16 protein-coding genes are annotated in these 17,572 nt (G+C 41.1%); 11 read left to right on the top strand and 5 right to left on the bottom strand.

The genetic code is table 11. The features are described from left to right. The first annotated feature begins 483 nt into the window (after window positions 1-483). Entirely contained in the window at window positions 484-1,008 is a 525-nt protein-coding gene (locus tag EEL30_20400; protein QDX95836.1) for a peptidoglycan endopeptidase, read from the top strand. Window positions 1,009-1,532: 524 nt separating this feature from the next. On the opposite strand, the gene EEL30_20395 is transcribed toward EEL30_20400, so the two are convergent. The 3 genes from EEL30_20395 to EEL30_20385 all read right to left on the bottom strand — a co-directional run bounded on the left by EEL30_20395 (window position 1,533) and on the right by EEL30_20385 (window position 4,779). Further along, window positions 1,533-1,883, bottom strand: coding sequence for a hypothetical protein (locus EEL30_20395; protein QDX94436.1), 351 nt, complete (start codon window positions 1,881-1,883; stop codon window positions 1,533-1,535). Between the two features lie 100 nt (window positions 1,884-1,983). Beyond that, a complete protein-coding gene (locus EEL30_20390; GenBank protein QDX94435.1) occupies window positions 1,984-3,261 on the bottom strand; it encodes a LysM peptidoglycan-binding domain-containing protein in 1,278 nt (425 codons plus the stop codon). Window positions 3,262-3,603: 342 nt separating this feature from the next. After that, the gene (locus tag EEL30_20385; protein ID QDX94434.1) at window positions 3,604-4,779 is read right to left on the bottom strand and encodes a radical SAM protein; all 1,176 of its coding nucleotides are present in this window, start codon (window positions 4,777-4,779) and stop codon (window positions 3,604-3,606) included. Between the two features lie 134 nt (window positions 4,780-4,913). On the opposite strand from EEL30_20385, the gene EEL30_20380 reads away from it, so the two are divergent. From EEL30_20380 to EEL30_20370, 3 genes are all read left to right on the top strand, one after another. Further along, a complete protein-coding gene (locus EEL30_20380) occupies window positions 4,914-5,432 on the top strand; it encodes a cation-binding protein (protein QDX94433.1) in 519 nt (172 codons plus the stop codon). A gap of 28 nt (window positions 5,433-5,460) precedes the next feature. Next, on the top strand, window positions 5,461-6,558 hold the full coding sequence (locus tag EEL30_20375; protein ID QDX94432.1) for a TIGR04053 family radical SAM/SPASM domain-containing protein: 1,098 nt from the start codon (window positions 5,461-5,463) through the stop codon (window positions 6,556-6,558). Window positions 6,559-6,825: 267 nt separating this feature from the next. Beyond that, entirely contained in the window at window positions 6,826-8,118 is a 1,293-nt protein-coding gene (locus EEL30_20370; protein ID QDX94431.1) for a NarK family nitrate/nitrite MFS transporter, read from the top strand. A gap of 60 nt (window positions 8,119-8,178) precedes the next feature. On the opposite strand, the gene EEL30_20365 is transcribed toward EEL30_20370, so the two are convergent. Next, the gene (locus tag EEL30_20365) at window positions 8,179-8,904 is read right to left on the bottom strand and encodes a Crp/Fnr family transcriptional regulator (GenBank protein ID QDX94430.1); all 726 of its coding nucleotides are present in this window, start codon (window positions 8,902-8,904) and stop codon (window positions 8,179-8,181) included. Window positions 8,905-9,108: 204 nt separating this feature from the next. Between EEL30_20365 and EEL30_20360 the strand changes: the two genes are divergently transcribed. Genes EEL30_20360 through EEL30_20335 form a run of 6 tightly spaced genes read left to right on the top strand, consistent with a single transcriptional unit; the run spans window position 9,109 to window position 14,030 of the window. Further along, a complete protein-coding gene (locus EEL30_20360) occupies window positions 9,109-10,149 on the top strand; it encodes a hypothetical protein (GenBank protein QDX94429.1) in 1,041 nt (346 codons plus the stop codon). Further along, complete coding sequence (locus EEL30_20355) at window positions 10,136-12,310, top strand: nitrite reductase (GenBank protein ID QDX94428.1); 2,175 nt, start codon at window positions 10,136-10,138, stop codon at window positions 12,308-12,310. The genes EEL30_20360 and EEL30_20355 overlap by 14 nt, the downstream gene beginning before the upstream one ends. Window positions 12,311-12,329: 19 nt before the next feature. Further along, window positions 12,330-12,869: a 4Fe-4S dicluster domain-containing protein gene (locus EEL30_20350; GenBank protein QDX95835.1), complete on the top strand. Its 540-nt coding sequence runs from the start codon at window positions 12,330-12,332 to the stop codon at window positions 12,867-12,869. Window positions 12,870-12,886: 17 nt separating this feature from the next. Next, complete coding sequence (locus tag EEL30_20345) at window positions 12,887-13,417, top strand: 2Fe-2S ferredoxin (protein QDX94427.1); 531 nt, start codon at window positions 12,887-12,889, stop codon at window positions 13,415-13,417. Beyond that, complete coding sequence (locus EEL30_20340; GenBank protein QDX94426.1) at window positions 13,407-13,592, top strand: hypothetical protein; 186 nt, start codon at window positions 13,407-13,409, stop codon at window positions 13,590-13,592. The genes EEL30_20345 and EEL30_20340 overlap by 11 nt, the downstream gene beginning before the upstream one ends. A gap of 30 nt (window positions 13,593-13,622) precedes the next feature. Next, window positions 13,623-14,030 carry a hypothetical protein gene (locus tag EEL30_20335; protein ID QDX94425.1) on the top strand — a complete coding sequence of 136 codons (408 nt, stop codon included), beginning with the start codon at window positions 13,623-13,625 and terminating at the stop codon, window positions 14,028-14,030. 103 nt (window positions 14,031-14,133) lie between these two features. Here EEL30_20335 and EEL30_20330 read toward each other — a convergent pair whose 3' ends face one another. After that, window positions 14,134-16,485 (bottom strand): helicase, encoded by a 2,352-nt coding sequence (locus tag EEL30_20330; GenBank protein ID QDX94424.1) that lies wholly within the window; start codon window positions 16,483-16,485, stop codon window positions 14,134-14,136. A 570-nt stretch (window positions 16,486-17,055) separates the two neighbouring features. Here EEL30_20330 and EEL30_20325 point away from each other — a divergent pair. Continuing rightward, window positions 17,056-17,508 (top strand): hypothetical protein, encoded by a 453-nt coding sequence (locus EEL30_20325; protein ID QDX94423.1) that lies wholly within the window; start codon window positions 17,056-17,058, stop codon window positions 17,506-17,508. The last annotated feature ends 64 nt before the right edge of the window (window positions 17,509-17,572 follow it).

Here is a 17,572-nt window from a genome sequence, read left to right as displayed (position 1 = left end):
TAGTGTAACCAGTTTGTCCCCCTTTTACCAATTCTCATCAAATTCTCATGAATTTCTACTGGAAGTCTCAGAGAATCCTTGTAAGATATTCATTGCAAGGGAATATTTCACATCACAGGGGGATAACACATGAGTAAGAAAATAACATGGAAAATGAGTTCAACTTTAGCGGTACTGATGGTAAGTTCTCTGTTAGCAGATGGACAAGCCTTTGCCAGCACCAAATATGATGTATCGCCAGCTTATGCATACAGCATGGATGGCTATGATTATTCATCTAAAGATAAGAAGGATTGCAAAAATGCCGAGAAGAAGCATAAAAAGGATAAGAAGGCTACAAAAGCAAAGCAAGATGCTGACGAGAACACTCCATTGGTAGATACTTCAGATGATACAAACGATACGGAAGACAATCAGACAGACATAAACAGTGATGATAGCATAGAGGAAGATAATGTAGCTATTGGAGAGGATTACGCCGATCTGTATGGCTCGGATGCTACCTACAATGATGTTGAGAATTTGGCTGATAAGGCTGGAGAATTAGATACCGACAAATCAAGTAAATCCAAATCGAGCAAGACGAGCCAAAAAGCTACAAGTGCTTCGACTGGTCAAAAGATTATTGCAGCGGGAGAAAAGTATTTAGGAGTCCCATACAAATACGCTTCTGGTCGTAAAGATAAGAGCACGATGGATTGCTCCGCATTCACGATGTGGGCTTATAAAGAAGGGGCTGGAATCAACTTGGGTACAGGTGGAGCACGTTCCCAATACAAACAAGGTACGCCTATTTCACGTAGTGAACTACAAGTGGGTGACTTAGTATTCTTCTCGACAAAGAAAACGATGAAATACTCTAAGAGCTCTGTTGAACGTATTGGTCACGTAGGAATCTACGCTGGAAATAACAAAGTTCTTCATACATATGGGAAAGGTGGCGTAACCTACAGCAACATGTCTAAAGGCTGGTGGAACGACCACTTTGAAAGAGCAGCACGCTTTTAATTCCTAAGATAGTGATCCATATAAAAAGGAAGCTCTCTCGTTATTGCTATAGCCGGCGAGAGAGCTTTTTTTGCGGAAAAAATGTATGATAAGCCTTATTGCAACTCGATGCAAATGCTCTTCAAGAGGCATGGTGAACGCAAGCTTCCGTTACTTTGAAAAGCCACCTTCTACAAGCCCGTGCAATAAGGGAGCGATGCTTTTTTCAATGCTATCGTAAAACTGACGAACAGCTGGAGCGTACACCAGGTGTTGCTGCTTGTCGTAGGTTCCAATCTTCATGCTTGTATTTTGTAATATGTGCAAATAATTTTGTAATAGGAGAGCAGTCACACTTTTAGGATAATCACGAATGATTTGACGATAGGAACTCTGCAAACTAGGTTGTAATAACAGTGTGTTTATTCATAAATAGGGTTTTTCGGCATTCCTTTCAAATAGCTGAGCAGATAGGAGTTGGATGGTTTGTCCCTTCCAAGTGAGTTTGTAGCCTTCTTGCATAGCCTGATGTTGAAGGTTTTTTATCAAGGGATCCTGTTGAATGAGCTTGTCAAAAAAGTGTGCTTTTTTCCGAGTATCTTTAATTTCCCTTGTATCAACGGCTGCTCATAAGTTGTTTTCCATATTTTTATATTCATGACATAATAATGCTCCAACCCAAGAACGAGTTGAATGGCTTCCTCTTTAGAAACGGTTGAGATATGTTGATCAACGAATGCCCTAGTAGATACAAGCTGTTGAAAGTTTGTAAGCACAGGTGATAGGGGAGTGATGATTGTAGCAGCATGCACGGAAGATGTTGACGTACATACAGGATAGGCTAACATGCTTGTTATTGTAAGGCTATTGATTAGAATGATAACTACTTTTTTCATGAAAAAACACTCCCATTGGTAAATCTCTTCTCATAACGAACGAAAGAAGACTGTCGAAAAACTCGACAGTCTAAGCTGAGTTTATCCATAATAGGATGCATCATGATTTTTTAATTTGAAAGGTCTGTTCAAGTAGTACCCAGTTTTGTTTAAATGGAATACCTAATTTCCAATAGCTGATTCCTCGTAAATCCAGTTCTTGTAACAAAGAAAATTTAGCTCGCATGGAGCGGGCATCTTCAAACCAGACTTGATGTTCACGCCCTCTTTCATCGTAATACCGAAAGTGAGGGGCCTGCGCAACTTGATCATATAAAATGGATTGTTGATAGCGACGGGCAAGATTAACCGCTTCTTTTGGACTCACTACTTTTGCATACTGACCCCCAGGGCGGTAAGGTAGCGTCCAGTCATAGCCATACAAATTTTGTCCCATCATAATTTTTTTGGAAGGAATCTCAGTTAGCGCATATTCCAGTACATGACGCACCGGTCCTATTGGTGAGACAGCCATAGGAGGTCCCCCACTATATCCCCATTCATAGGTCATGATAATCACAAAATCAACTATTTCACCATGGGTACGGTAGTCATGGGCTTCATACCATTGTCCTTGTTGGGTGGCACTTGTTTTAGGAGCAAGTGCCGTAGAGATGAGGTAACCATTTGCATGTAGGCGGTCCCTTGCTTTTCGTAAAAATTTATTGTAAGCTTCTCGATCTTTGGGATACAGGTGTTCAATATCAAAATGAATGTCGCTGAATCCGTATTCCTTCGCTTTCCGTGTAATTTCATCGAGCAAGCGATCTTGTTTCTGCTCGTCATTTAAAATTTCTCCGCCTAATTCCGCACTAAACTGATGATTTTCTAAATTAGTTATCACCATCATCAAGGTGGCCCCACTAGAAGCGGCGATAGTAGGTAAATCGTCCAATGCAAGTAAGCTAAGAGTACCATCCCGTTTGATTTGGTAGCTAAATGGAGCAATGTATGTTAGATAAGGTACTGCTTCACGAGCAATCTGTTCTGTAACAGCTAGGTCTTTACGAGGCTCTATGTAGGCATTTACTTCGATCATGGGCTTAGGTGCCAAAGGGATGATTAAGACCATACCAGGATAGAGAGGTTCTGAAGCAGAAAGTCCATTTGCAGCTACTAATTGTTGAATAGAAACATTAAAGCGTATTCCGATTTGATAAAGCGTATCACCAGGCTGAACCCTGTACTGCTTAGGAGTGACAATTACGAGCGATTGTCCTACTACCAGCATTTGTTGAGGATTAAGGTCATTATCGTTGGCGATTTGTTCTACAGAGGTATTATAGCGATTGGCGATTCGATACAGACTGTCACCAGGTCGAACAACATAAATGGTCACAAAGCCACCTCCTTGTTGTTTATCTACTTACTCATATTCAGAAGAAAGCTAATTTAGAGTAGGATTTTTCATGGATGTAATTGGATGTGATTAGGAGAAGCTTGTTTTCTATCATGGGCATAATCAAACGATTGTGGGAACAGCCCTGCCTAAAATTATTGCACCTGGTTGCTCGTTTTTGCTCTGTTTCTTACGTTTTTCCTGCGGGAAATTCACGTAGCGCAGGAGATAAATGACAGGATAAAAGGGAACTTAGCTTATAAACCAAAAAGAGAGTAGCTAATCTAATTATATCTGGTCGTACAAAAAAGAGCTTTGCACAAGGCAAAAGCTCTTTTTGCTTTAAACAGATGTAGCGAAGTGAATCTCATCCTCGGTTAAATAGCATTGTGGATCAGATGCCCAGAAATCTCCATAGAACCCTTGGGCACGAGGACGGAAGTTTCCGTTACAGACGGAGAAGTAGTCACAGGTCGCACAGCGTCCGTGAATCTTGGTTTTTCGATCACGCAATCCAAGGAGGATAGGATGTTCTCCCTGCCAAATCTCTGCGAAAGATTGTTCTCGTAGATTGCCAAGCGCGATGTCTTGACTAAATTGATCAGGATGTACAATTCCACGGTGATCAATATTGCAAAAAGCGATACCAGAACGATTGCCACCGTTGCGTTGTAGTTTTTCCCAGATCCGTTCAGCTAGCTCAGGATTGGTCTCCATCACTTTTAGATACAGATAGATTGCATCTGCATGATTATCCACGGTTAGAATTTCGCGAGGTTGTCCTGATTCTTGGAAATAATGAATTTTCTCGATAATAAAGTCCAAAGCCTCTCGCGTTTGTTGATGAGTAATATCATCCTCTACCCCTCCACGACCTGCGTAGACGAGATGGTAGAAACAGACGCGTGGAATGTTTTCTTCTTCAATCAGTTTAAAAATATCTGGCAAGGAATCAATATTGTGTTTATTCATAGTGAAGCGAAGCCCAACCTTTTGTCCTACAGCCATGCAGTTACGAATTCCGCGGATGGCTAGATCAAAGGCACCTTCTTTTTTACGGAAAAAATCGTGTGTCTCCTGCATACCATCCAAGCTTATGCCAACATAGCTAATACCTAAATCTTTTAAGCGTTGTGCCTTTTTCTCGTCGATTAGTGTGCCATTGGTTGAAAAGGTGACACGAATTCCTCTGGAAATAGCATGTTCTGCTAATTCAAAGATATCGGGTCGAATGAGTGGTTCGCCGCCAGAAAACAGGATAACAGGTACTTTCATATCTGCTAATTGATTAATTAAATCATGAGCTTCTTCTGTGCTTAGCTCTCCTTCATATTTCTTATTTTCGGAACTGGAATAACAATGTAAGCAGCGAAGATTACAAGTTTTTGTAATATTCCAAGCTACAACAGGTCCAGACCCCTGATGCGTCCCTGTTTTTTGGTTTCGAGAAGCTTCTGAATAACGCAATTTATCTCCAAAGGTCGTAGTTGTTTCAAGTAAACTGGAAAGTCCTATCATCATATCCTCCTCTAAGCCTTTGTACAAACTTTCAGGCATTATTCTAGCAAATAGCTGGAAATTATTTTGTGACGAATATCACTTCTTGGAAATGACAACTTCGTTACAATCAAAAGAAGCAAGGAGGGATTGGTATGCTGGAACACGAGAGCGATTTCACTATGAAAAAGAAACAAGAACACATTTTGCTTTCCTATTTGTATGATGACCATAACGAGCTAGATGGAAGACTAAAGCATATTCTGTCACTCATTCGTTATGGTACAAAATGGAATGAAGAATTACATGAGGATTTGCATCGTTTCCTTCAATTCCTTCAAACAGATTTCCGTCGGCACATCATGGTGGAGGATGATATTTTATTTTTTACATTAACGAATCGACTAGCAACATTGGAGGAGCCATTACTGCTCATTAAATCGGAACATCACCGTTTGTTAGAGATTTCAGATCTACTTGGGGTAGAATTTAATCAGTGTGTGTTACAAGAACAAAAAACATCTACTATGGTTTGTTTACTCAAGCAATTTGATGAGCTATTTGAAGAGCATACGATTAAGGAGAATAGAGTGTTGTACCCGATGGCCAATAAGCTTCTGACGTTAGCTGAAAAAGATAGCTTGTATCAGACAATCTCCAAACACTATAAATAGATACCATCATGCCAATGGAGTGAACCAAATGAATTACGACCAGAATCCTTTTATCGTGATTTGGGAAGTGACGCGTGCATGTGCTTTGCGTTGTTTGCACTGTCGCGCGATTGCACAGCCCAATCGTCATCCAGATGAACTGAGTACAGAAGAAGGTAAGGAAGTTTTGAATCAAATCAAAGCAATGGGCAATCCGCTTTTGGTTTTTACCGGCGGAGATCCATTAATGCGTGAAGATTTGTATGAATTAATCGACTATGCGGTGAAAATTGGATTGCGAGTCTCCATGTCTCCAAGCGCGACGCCACGTGTCACAGAAAAAGCAATCGTCAAAGCAAAGAAGGCTGGACTATCACGTTGGGCTTTTAGTTTAGATGGACCCACAGCAGATGTACACGATTACTTCCGTGGAACACCTGGTTCGTATGATATCACAGTAAAATCACTGGCGACTCTAAGAAAGCATGGCTTGCCGGTTCAGTTAAACACGACTATCTCTGTCTACAATGCCCATCTACTAGAAGAAATGTCCCAGATGGTGGAAGAGTGGGACGCAGTGCTGTGGAGTGTATTCTTCTTAATTCCGACGGGAAGAGGGCAAGCGAGTGATGCGGTATCGCCAATGGAGCAGGAGCGCATCTATCGTTGGTTGATTGAGAAGAGTCAAATAGCTAGCTATAGCATCAAAACTACAGCAGCACCCGCTTATCGTCGAGCGCTTTATTTTGCAACTCAAAAAAGCATGCAGACACAGCCAGTCCAGGTAACACGGATGGACAATTTAGGACGTTCAGCTGGGGGAGTTACGGACGGTAAAGGATTTGTGTTCATTTCTCATGTGGGTGATGTTCACCCGAGCGGTTTCTTACCGATTGATTGTGGAAATGTGCGCGATACTCCGTTGGCAGATATATACCGTAACCATACAGTGTTCCAAGCATTGCGCAATCCTGACGGTTACTCAGGCAAATGTGGCGTCTGCAACTTCAATCAAGTATGCGGAGGATCACGCGCCCGTGCTTATGCCATGACGCAAGATTATTTGGCGAGCGACCCGTCTTGTATGTATATACCTCCAAAATGGGTAGAGGGTTATGAACAGAATCAAACGGGGTATTTTCAATAGGATATCGGAAATAGGAAATAGACAAAGAAGCAAGGGATGTATAATGAGGACATGTCTTGCTTCTTTGTCTATTCATTTTTCAAAAATACTAAAGGAATAGATATTCTTGTACAAAATGTGAACACGCAAAATCATGTGATGAAAATCACAAAGTACCTAATAGCAGTTGGGTATGATTTGTGATGTAAACGTCGTTCTTATGAAAGAGTTCAATTTTATTAAAAAACATGGATTGAGCGTGTTTCAACATATTAGAGGAGGTAGCCTATGTCTACAAAAGGTTTGATGAAATGGGAACCAGAGAATCCTGAATTTTGGGAATCTACAGGTAAAAAAATTGCGAGCCGAAATCTTTGGATATCTATTCCAGCCCTATTACTTGCTTTTAGTATTTGGTCTATTTGGTCAGTTGTTGCGGTTAATCTTAATAAAGTTGGTTTTCAATATACACCAGATGAGTTATTTAGCTTAGCAGCTCTTCCAGGTCTTTCAGGAGCTACATTGCGCATTTTGTATGCATTCGTTGTTCCAATCTTCGGTGGACGCAATTGGACCGTATTTAGTACGGCTTCTCTATTAATTCCAGCAGTTTGGATTGGATTTGCTGTACAAGATCCTAATACATCTTATGAAACGATGGCGTTACTCGCGATTTTGTGTGGTTTCGGTGGTGGTAATTTTGCTTCTTCCATGGCAAATATCAGTTTCTTTTTTCCACAAGTGAGAAAAGGCTCTGCCTTGGGCTTAAATGCTGGTCTTGGAAACCTTGGTGTAAGTGTAGCGCAATTTTTAGTGCCAATAGTGATTGGTATGAGCGTATTTGGAGCTATTGGTGGTGGCCCACAATCGAATGGGACAACGCAATTATGGCTACAAAACGCTGGGTTCATCTGGGTAATTCCTATCTTGCTGACTACCATTGCAGCTATGTTTGGTATGAGCAACCTTCCCATGACCCAATCTATTAAAGATCAATTGGTTATTTTTAAACGTAAGCATATGTGGATTTGTTCATTCCTATATACGATGAGCTTTGGGTCTTTCATTGGTTTTGCAACAGCATTTCCCTTGTTAACACAGCATCAATTTCCTGAAGTAAATCCATTACAATATGCTTTTATTGGACCTTTATTAGGTGCGTTAGTTCGTCCAGTGGGTGGTATGCTGGCAGATAAGCTAGGTGGGGCAAAGGTAACCTTATACAATGTTATTCTGTTGATTGCTGCTACGGCTGGTGTTATTTACTTCATGAATATGAAAAGTTTCTGGGCATTCTTCGCCTGTTTCATCGTGATTTTCTTTACGACGGGGATTTGTAATGGTTCAGTTACACGTATGATGCCCACGATTTTCCCGCCAAAGGAAGCGGCGCCAGTCATCGGTTTTACATCAGCGATTGCGGCTTATGGGCAATTCTTTATTCCAAAATCATTTAGTATGTCGATTAAGTCAACAGGTGCTCCAGACGCTGCTTTATATGGTTTCTTGGTGTTCTATGCTGTAGCCCTGGCTTTGCTGTGGTACTTCTACGCACGTAAAAATGCAGAGGTGAAATGCTAGAAAACCAGCATGCCTGATTGTACAAAAAGAGTCTTGGTTGCTAGTAACCAAGACTCTCTTTTAAATCTGACATATTTCATTGGGACAATCATCACAACAGATGGCATCTTTTAAAAAGGAAAGATCTTTAATTAAAATATTGCCTTGCGCATTCTGCTCGATGACATCTTGTTTTTTCAACTCAGACAACATACGGTTTACGCTTTCCCTTGTTAGCCCAATAAATTGTGCTAAATCGCGATTGGTGAGAGCAAGCGTAATGTAAATGCCGTTATCGTGTTGTTCTCCGTAGCTGTTGCTCAATCGAATCAGAGTGGAGTAGAGCGCTCCAATTTTTCCATTCAACAACAAATCACGGAATTTAGATTGGATCCGGCGATTCATGATACCCATCCACCGTAAAAATTCAGCACAGAACATACCATTTTTTAAAAGAAGGCGCTCCAATGCTTGACGAGGGATAATGTTGATCTCACCAGGTTGCAACATACTGGCGGTAGTATTGAAGGTTAAATTCTCTTCAAACAATCCGGGGACACCAACGAGCTCTCCACTACTAAAAACTTGCAGGGTTAATTCTTTTCCGTCCGTCGTCGTCTTGGTAAGTTTCAATTGTCCGGATTCAATCAGGTATAAATGATCAGCTTTGTCCCCATCCATAAAAAGTACGGAGCCAGCAGAAAATTTTTTGGGAATAGATATCTTTTTTAGGTGCTGGGTAAAGTCGGGGGAGACTTGCTGAATGAATGTAATTCCTTGATTGCCCACAACGAGACCTCCATGCAAAATGACGTTTCCTTTGAATATTTATTATAGCGATGAATAACTAGAAATGAAAGGCACTATTTCAATGTGTTAAAAATTTGTACAGGTATAAGTGATACTCATCACACTGAGCAGTACATGAATTCGATACAATGACAACCGATCATCACCTGAAAAAGAGAAAACAGAACAATAAAACTAAAAATTGTTAGGAGGTAGCTGATCATGAACCGTGCTTTTGCATCCAAATTTGCCAAAAGAGCCTTTTGCATCGTCTTGGTGCTGTTCATCTTATCTTATGTAGGATCAAGATCGTTTACCCATATGGATTTAGCCTTATATGGTTATATGGTTGGAACGTTGGTATTCATTGGTGGTTTTTTATATCGGTTTGGCGCATGGGCGGAACGTCCACCTACAAAACTTATTATTAAAAAAGGCATAAAACTTCTTTTTCGTAAAAATAGTCCTAAAACAGCGACAGAGCAGTTGGTAACCTATCGCTTTATCTGGAATCGTCACTGGTATCGCTGGACCCAACATATTCTGATGGGATGGGGCTGTATGCTCGCTGCTTTCGTTACATTTCCTCTTGTATTTGGCTGGATGTACTTTACTATGCCAATAAATGGTATGTATACGGTGGTGTTTATGGGTATCGATATGATGACAATTAAAGCAGATGGATTCCTAGCTTATTGTTTTTTCAATGGTTTGAATATCAGCGCTTTTATGGTCATTTCTGGTGTTTCCATGGCCTTGTATCGTCGACATAAAGACATGCAAGCTCGTGCAGAACAAACCTTTGTATATGATTTTTTACCGCTATATTTATTGATGGCGATCAGTTTTACAGGACTTTTATTGACAGCATCTAACATCTTTTTGGCAGGCTTTGGACATCCAGTGTTAAAAATGATTCATCAATTCTTTGTGATTATTACCTTGATTTATATGCCATTTGGTAAGCTGGCGCATGTACCTTTCCGTCCGCTAAGTGTGTTTGCCCGTAATTATCGCCTTCATTACGGTGAACAATCAATGAAAACCTGTAAGTTATGCGATACGGAATTTGTCTCAATGGAGCAGTCCAACGATGTGATTGAGGTGTTACAGAAAAATCAAATCTCTTTTGAAATGCAGGAGGGCTTCCACCTAGCAGAGCTGTGCTTACCATGTCGCCGTAAATATCGCATGTCCCGCTTTACAGGAAAACCGACACATCACACTTTAAAGGAGGAGGGCAATCAGCATGCCAACGGATAAATTTCTTAAACAGATTCCAAACAAAATCCATCCAGGCGAAAAGCTTGTTGATACGCACTGTAGTTATTGTGGAATGCAATGTGGGATGAAATTACGTGTTGATACAACTTCCAACAAGATTATCGGGGTAGAACCTCGTTATGATTTTCCGATTAATCTCGGCAAACTTTGTCCAAAAGGAACCACCGCCTATCAACAAGTGAATCATCCTGATCGCATTAAACGACCGTTAATTCGAGATGATGCTGCTTTAAAAGGAACACCGGAAGGTTTCCGAGAAGCAAGCTGGGACGAAGCCTTAGACCTCATTGTTCGAAAGTATCAAGAACTGCAAGAAAAGCATGGAAAAGATACCTTGTCTGTTTATTCCGGAGTTTCCATGACCAATGAAAAATGTTACTTAACCGGTAAATTCGCTCGTATTGCTTTGCAAACTCGCTATATTGATTACAATGGTCGCTTTTGCATGTCATCTGCGGCGGCAGGTTTAAACCGTAGCTTAGGAATTGATCGAGGCTCCACTATACCTTGGACAGATATTCATCAGACCGATTGCTTGTTTATTACTGGGTCGAATGCAGCAGAGTGTCATCCGACTAGCATGTTTCGTATCTGGGAAGTGCAGAATCGTGGCGGATATCTAATTGTGGTTGATCCACGTGAAACACCTTTGGCCCGTCGAGCGGACATTCATTTAGATATTCGTCCGGGTACGGATTTGGCATTAGCGAACGGAATAGTACATCTCTTGATTGAAAAAGGTTATATCGACGAAGCATTCGTGAAAAACCACACAAATGGTTTTGAAGAAACAAAGGAAGTAGTGAAAGAGTTCACACCAGAGTATGTGAGCGAAATCACAGGTTGCGATGCAGAGAAAATAATTCGTGCAGCTGAGATTTATGGAAAAGCACCAGAAGCAATTGTCCTGTTCTGCCGTGGTGTGGAACAGCAATCAAAAGGAACAGATAACGTATCGGCGTACACGAATATGGCCTTAGTAACAGGTAAAATTGGACGTCCAAAATCAGGGGTAGCTACATTGACCGGACAAGGTAACGGACAAGGTGGACGCGAGCATGGACAGAAGGCGGATCAGTTGCCAGGCTATCGTAAAATGGACAATCCTGAAGATGTGAAATTGGTAGCAGAGCGTTGGGGAATACCAGTCTGTGAGATGCCGCAAAAAGGGGTCTCTGCCTACGAAATGTTCCAACTGATGCTGGATAAAACCATCCGTTCGCTTTACTTGTTATGTTCCAATCCAGCGGTTAGTGCACCAAACCAGCATCACGTACGGGCAGCGCTCAAGGAACTTGATTTTATGGTTTGCGTCGATTTTTATTTATCGGAATCAGCCGAATATGCAGATGTGATCTTACCAACTACAACCTGGGCAGAAGATGAAGGAACAACCACTAATCTTGAAGGACGCGTCATTCGCCATAATCAAGCGCAGGATTGGTATGCAGAATCTAAGCCTGACTGGTGGATTCAAATTGAAATAGCTAAGCGTATGGGACGGGGAGAATACTTTAGCCATTTACAATCTCCACGCGATATATTTACCGAGTTAACAGAACTGTCACGTGGCGCTATTGCAGATTACTCGGGGATTACGTACGAAAAAATTGAAAAAAACAATGGCGTTTTCTGGCCTTGTACTTCAGATGAAGATCAAGGGGAGCCTCATTTGTTCTTAGATAAAGAATTTTATCATCCAGATGGAAAGGCAAAGATTTGTGCCTTACCTTATCGTCCGCCGGCAGAAGAGCCTTGCAAGGACTATCCCTTGCGTTTAACAACAGGTCGTGTTGTTTTTCACTATTTATCTGGTAACCAGACACGCCGGATTCCGTTTTTGAAAGAAATGTATCCCGACCCATTGTTAGAGGTTCATCCCAAAACGGCAGAGGTATATGGTATCAGGCATGGTGAATTGGTTTTATTAAAAACGCGTCGTGGACAAGCAAAATATAAGGTCAAAGTAATTGAAGCGATTCGACCTGATACTGTTTTCGTACCTTACCATTGGGGGAAAGACGAATCCATTAACCTACTGACGAATCCAGCGCTTGATCCGTACAGTCGTATGCCAGAATTCAAGGCATGTTCAGCGGAAATCGTCAAACTAGACAAGGGAGGACAAGCCCGTGGCTAAGCATGTTTTGTATATCGAAATGGAAAATTGCATCGGGTGTCGTAGTTGTCTAGCCGCCTGTACGCAGTGTGGCGGCCATGACATGCGAAATCGTAATTATGTGCTGGAGACCGACCCGTTTGTTAGCCGACAGACTATTCCACTCATGTGTTTACATTGTGTTAATCCTGCTTGTGCCAGAAGTTGTCCAGCTCAAGCCATACAGATAGCTGATAACGGTGCGGTTTTATCCGCCTTAGTAGAAAAATGCATCGGGTGCCAGAACTGTACGATCGCTTGTCCGTACGGGATACCTAAATTTGACGAGGAACAGAATCTCATGTATAAATGCGATCTTTGTTACGATCGATCCAAGGATGGGATTCCCCCGATGTGTGCTTCTGTTTGTCCTACCAATACATTGCAGTGGTTAACAGATGAAGAGGTAGCCCAGAAAGCTTCTCAAGTAGAACTGGCTAACGGAAAATGGACAGCCAGTATGCTTGGACCATTAGAAGGGGAAACAAACGTCAAGATCAGTCTGCCTGGCATCTTACAAGGAAAACAGAAGCTATTCTAAGGAAGGGTGTCGTACGTATGGAAAAGAATAAAAAAATGAAAGTTCCAAAACAGGATGATAACTATACACATAATATCCATCGAGATAATGAACGCACATTGGATAGACGTGGATTTATGAAAACCATGGTGGGGGCTGCAGGAGTATTTGCAGTTGCGTCCTTACCATGGGGAACGCTAGCCGCACGTGAGCTGCTGGGGCTCGCACCTAAACAAGAAGAAAACATTGTCAAGATAGCTGATGTAGCTCAGGTTTCCATCGGAGAAGCAGTGGATTTTGCTTATCCAAGCAAGCATGATCCAGCATTGTTAGTGCGTGTAGGGGAAAACGAGTACCGAGCTTATCAGAATTCTTGTCCACATTTGAAATGTCCAGTGTTTTGGAATAAGGAGCAAAAAGAATTATTATGCCCATGCCATCATGGTAAATTTAGCGTTATGACAGGTGACCCGATCGCAGGTCCACCAAAACGCGCTTTACCGGAAATTATTCTAAAAATTCATGATGGAGCCATTTATGCGACAGGGGTGAGACCTTATGAAATCTAGCTATTGGAGAGTTATCTGCATGTGCTTGGTATTCTTAGGGAGCATAACATTCGTGCAGCTGTGCGTCGATATGTATTATGCGCAACGTTATGCTGAGGTGCTGTTATGTAGCGGCTTGGCTATCATTGCTGTACCAGTGGCTTCCTATATCTATTTACTTGATAAACGTAGCTAGTCCATGATCTAACTGAAAGGAGGAGTGACGATGAACATGGGTAAACAGGATGCTCATTTTTTGCAAGAAATATTACCTGATTTTGTGAATTGCGCTATGGAGATTCAGATCATTGATGTAGCTGAGGATGCGGAAAAAGAGGTGGCACCTCCGATTCATCGTCATTTGGCTAAATGGGAATTGATTGAAAACGATACGATGGTTCGTTTGTATTTTAATTCCTGTCAATTTATCGCTATTCCTGTGGTTGAAGATGGAGTCAGCTTGAATCAGTTAGAGGGACAGGTTAAACAGAGCAACCAAACAAAGCTGGAATGTAACCAGTATCAGGAGAATGATCAGAGGGATTATGAGCAACATACCATACTCCAGATGAACGATAGTGAGCGAAAATTGATCTATCAAATTGTCTTTAGTGGACCCTCTACAGGGTCTTGATACAACTCTAGACGAAGGATAAAATTCATCCCGTTTACCTAAAAGTGACATTACATTAACTTTTAGGTAAACGGGATTTTTGTGAAGAACGTAAAGAGCGATACTACTCCTGGTGCAGTTCATACGTATCAGGAGAAACAGCCGTAATAAACGGACTGATATCTTGCAGGCTGTATATGTGCAATTCGTGCATAGCGCGGGTACAAGCCGTATAAAGTAGCTTTCTGTCGCTTTCTTTTCCGTATTGTTTCGTTGAGGCATTGTAAATAATAACAGCATCAAACTCTACGCCTTTGGAAAGTGATGCAGGAACGACAAGTAGACCTGGATCAAAGCTAGCAGTGTCTTGCTCGACAAGACGTATCGGAAGCTCTGTTCGTAGAAGCTCATATGCTTCCTTGCTTTCTTGCATAGTTTTACAAATGACAGCAATCGTGCGATGTCCTGTTTGCTGTAACGATTGTAGACGTTTTGTAAGTAAGCAAGTAAGCTGAGTACTTCCTACTACGGTTAAGGTAGGACGTCTACCGTCTCGATTGAATGGAATAATGTCTAGGCCACCTTCAACAAGCTCGCGTGTAAACAAAACTATGGGACGGGTGGAACGATAGCTACGAGTTAGTTGGATGATTTCACTTTTCTCATGAGCAAAGGTGGATGCAAATGTCGTCCAATCATGAGTAGAGTTTGTATGGGCCAAAATCATTTGATTGTAATCTCCAAGCAAGGTCATCTTGCTAAAAGGAAACATTTTTTTTAAAAAGGCAAGCTGAAAGGGCGAATAGTCCTGTGCCTCATCCAGAAAGACATGCAAAACCTGTGTATTTGTCTCAAATCCCTTTATCAATCCTTGTAGATAGAGATAAGGGGTAGCATCTTCATAAAAGAGATCGCGATAAGTAAGCTTTTCTAGCGTCAGGGAACAAATGTCGTCCCAATGCTTTGGAAGGGTGATGGAGCTACCTTCTGTATTCAGAGTAGCTGTAAATAATGTTTGATAGATGGTAGACAAATCAAGAAACCCCAACCTTTTGATCCGTGTTCGCAATGGCTTTAGGTGCTTATTTACAATCATACTTGTTAGTAGCTTTTTCTCTTGCTCATGATCGTCAAAGGAATTTCCTTTAAGTCGATTTTGTTTTAGCAATGTTTCATAAGCTTGTTGAAAGTCATCCTTATCTAATAGTTCAAGTTCATCTTCCACCCAGGATTTCGTTCGTTCTTTACGTGCGATCAATTTTAATTGGGTAAGTAACCAGCTAGCTAGTTGTTTGATTCGCACAGGAATGGAGATGGAAGGATCGAAGGAATAGAATTTATCTGCTAGTTGCTCACGAGAGAATAACACATCTCCTTGAAACGTTATGTCGCGAAAGATAAGTCCTTGCTTACTCAACTGGTGGACATAATGTTCAATTAGTTCCATAAAATCAGAGGTAGCCTTGTAGCGAATTCCCTCCAATCTTGTTTCATAATCTGCCTCATCGTAAGCAGTCTGTACATACTCTAATTGGGAGAAAGGGTCTTCTAGCTTAAAGGTTTTCCCAAGGCGCTTCCTCAGATAATCCTGAAAGGTCGTTTGTTGCATGTTTTCTTCGCCAAGCTCTGGTAGTACGGTAGAGATGTAGCTATTAAACATCGCATTAGGTGAAAATAAAACAATTTGCTCCGCGCTTAGTCTATCGCGATATCGATAAAGTAAGTAAGCAATGCGTTGCAAGGCAGCGGAGGTTTTTCCGCTACCAGCTGCTCCCTGTACGATCAGCAGTTGGCTTTTTTCATTACGTATAATCCGATTTTGTTCTCGTTGAATGGTGGAGACGATTGTTTTCATCTGATTGGTTCCTTGTTTGCCAAGTACCTCCTGTAACAGCTCATCACCAATAGTCACCCCTGTATCAAATAATCCCTCGATTGTTCCATTTCTAATGATATATTGACGCTTTAATTCTAGCGTTCCCGTTACAATTCCATCAGGTGTGTCATACTGTGCCTCTCCAGGCGGATAATCATAGTATAAGCTGGCGATAGGAGCACGCCAGTCATAAATCAATAGCCCATCTTCTGTTTGATTAAGAAGAGAGGCGAGGCCAATATAGATGCGCTCTGGCTCTGTATCTTCTTTATGCAAAGCATGATCAGTAAAGTCAATTCGACCGAAGTAAGGGGAGTCCCGTAAACGTTTTAACGTACGTAATTGATTTTCGGTATGCATATGTGTGCGTTCCCGCTCTGACAATATTTCTGCTTGCTGCTTGACACTAGCATAGGTTTCAGCTGCCTCATGGGGATCGTCTAAATTTACGGTCACATCATCCCAAAAAGTTTTACGAATATCAATTACATCAGCCTTAAGAACACTTACGTCAGCCTCGTATTGATTCATGCGACGATCAATTTCTTGAATAACTTGATTTACCCGTATTTGCTCATTTTTCCAATTTTGATCTGTCATACGAGAGAATTCGCTCCTTTTGATGAATTATGTGTGTAGAAAAGGGTTGACAATGTTGTTTTTAAATGATAAAATCTAATTAGATATTTATTTGTATGAAATTAGCATTGGAGTATCTTCCATTTTAACATAGTAAATAGCTGGTTTCAATGGATATGACATAGTTTTTAATTTTGTTCCACATACATTTATTTTAAAAACGTATTTGCTATACAACATCCCGACTACTTTTATAGTGGTCGGGATGTTTTTTGTCCGTAGCTAAGTATTACACGTTTTTGCGGATAGAAAGCTTTTCTCGGCTTTTCCTTCGATAAACTTGAATATCTTGTCCATTATTCCTTATATAAGTCTCCATGATATGTAATACGAGTTTATACAGACATTTCTAATTCTGAATTAGACTTGTTTCTTAGAAGAGACCCATTGCATTTAAAACGTTGTAGTTCTTCTAGTTCTTCTTAGGCACCATATAATTTAATTAGACAAACTCCTTTTCTTATAGTAGGCATAATCTAGCATGTAGACTGGTGTCTATAGGACTTCTTATAAAAAGGAGGCTTGTCATATATGGATAAATGGCAAACGTGGTACTATCCTTCTAATAATTACGTATCATACGTCTACCCTTATCAACAAAATGTTGATTTACAACCGTTGGATATTGGGGGACTCTGGCTTACAGACGACAAGGGGGACTTACAATTTATTTATTATGATGATCAAGGAAATTTTAGCATTGCTCCTACTAACCATGTTAAAGGGTATTTTCGTCTCCCTTCGATGGAACAGGGGGAAATTGGCGAAATATCAGGAATTTTATCGCCAAGGAACCTTTTAATAGGAACATGGAAGCGATCTACTATTAACTCAGTTCGTAGCGGCAGAATTTATCTAGAATTTTATGATAATGGAACGAAGTTTATGGGGAAATGGGGATATGGCTCTGAAGACCCACAGCATCTCTGGACTGGACACCGTCCATCTTTAAGCGGACCCAGAAGCGAAAGGGAGGGAAGTTGAAATGAGGAGGTGACCAAAGGCCACCTTACTCATTTCAGTTTTTTTATGCTACAGCTAACATAAA

It is taken from the genome of Brevibacillus laterosporus, assembly GCA_007833815.1.
Taxonomy (GTDB): domain Bacteria; phylum Bacillota; class Bacilli; order Brevibacillales; family Brevibacillaceae; genus Brevibacillus_B; species Brevibacillus_B laterosporus_D.
Note: the sequence above shows the minus strand (reverse complement) of the source record. Positions and strands in the feature narration are given on the sequence as shown.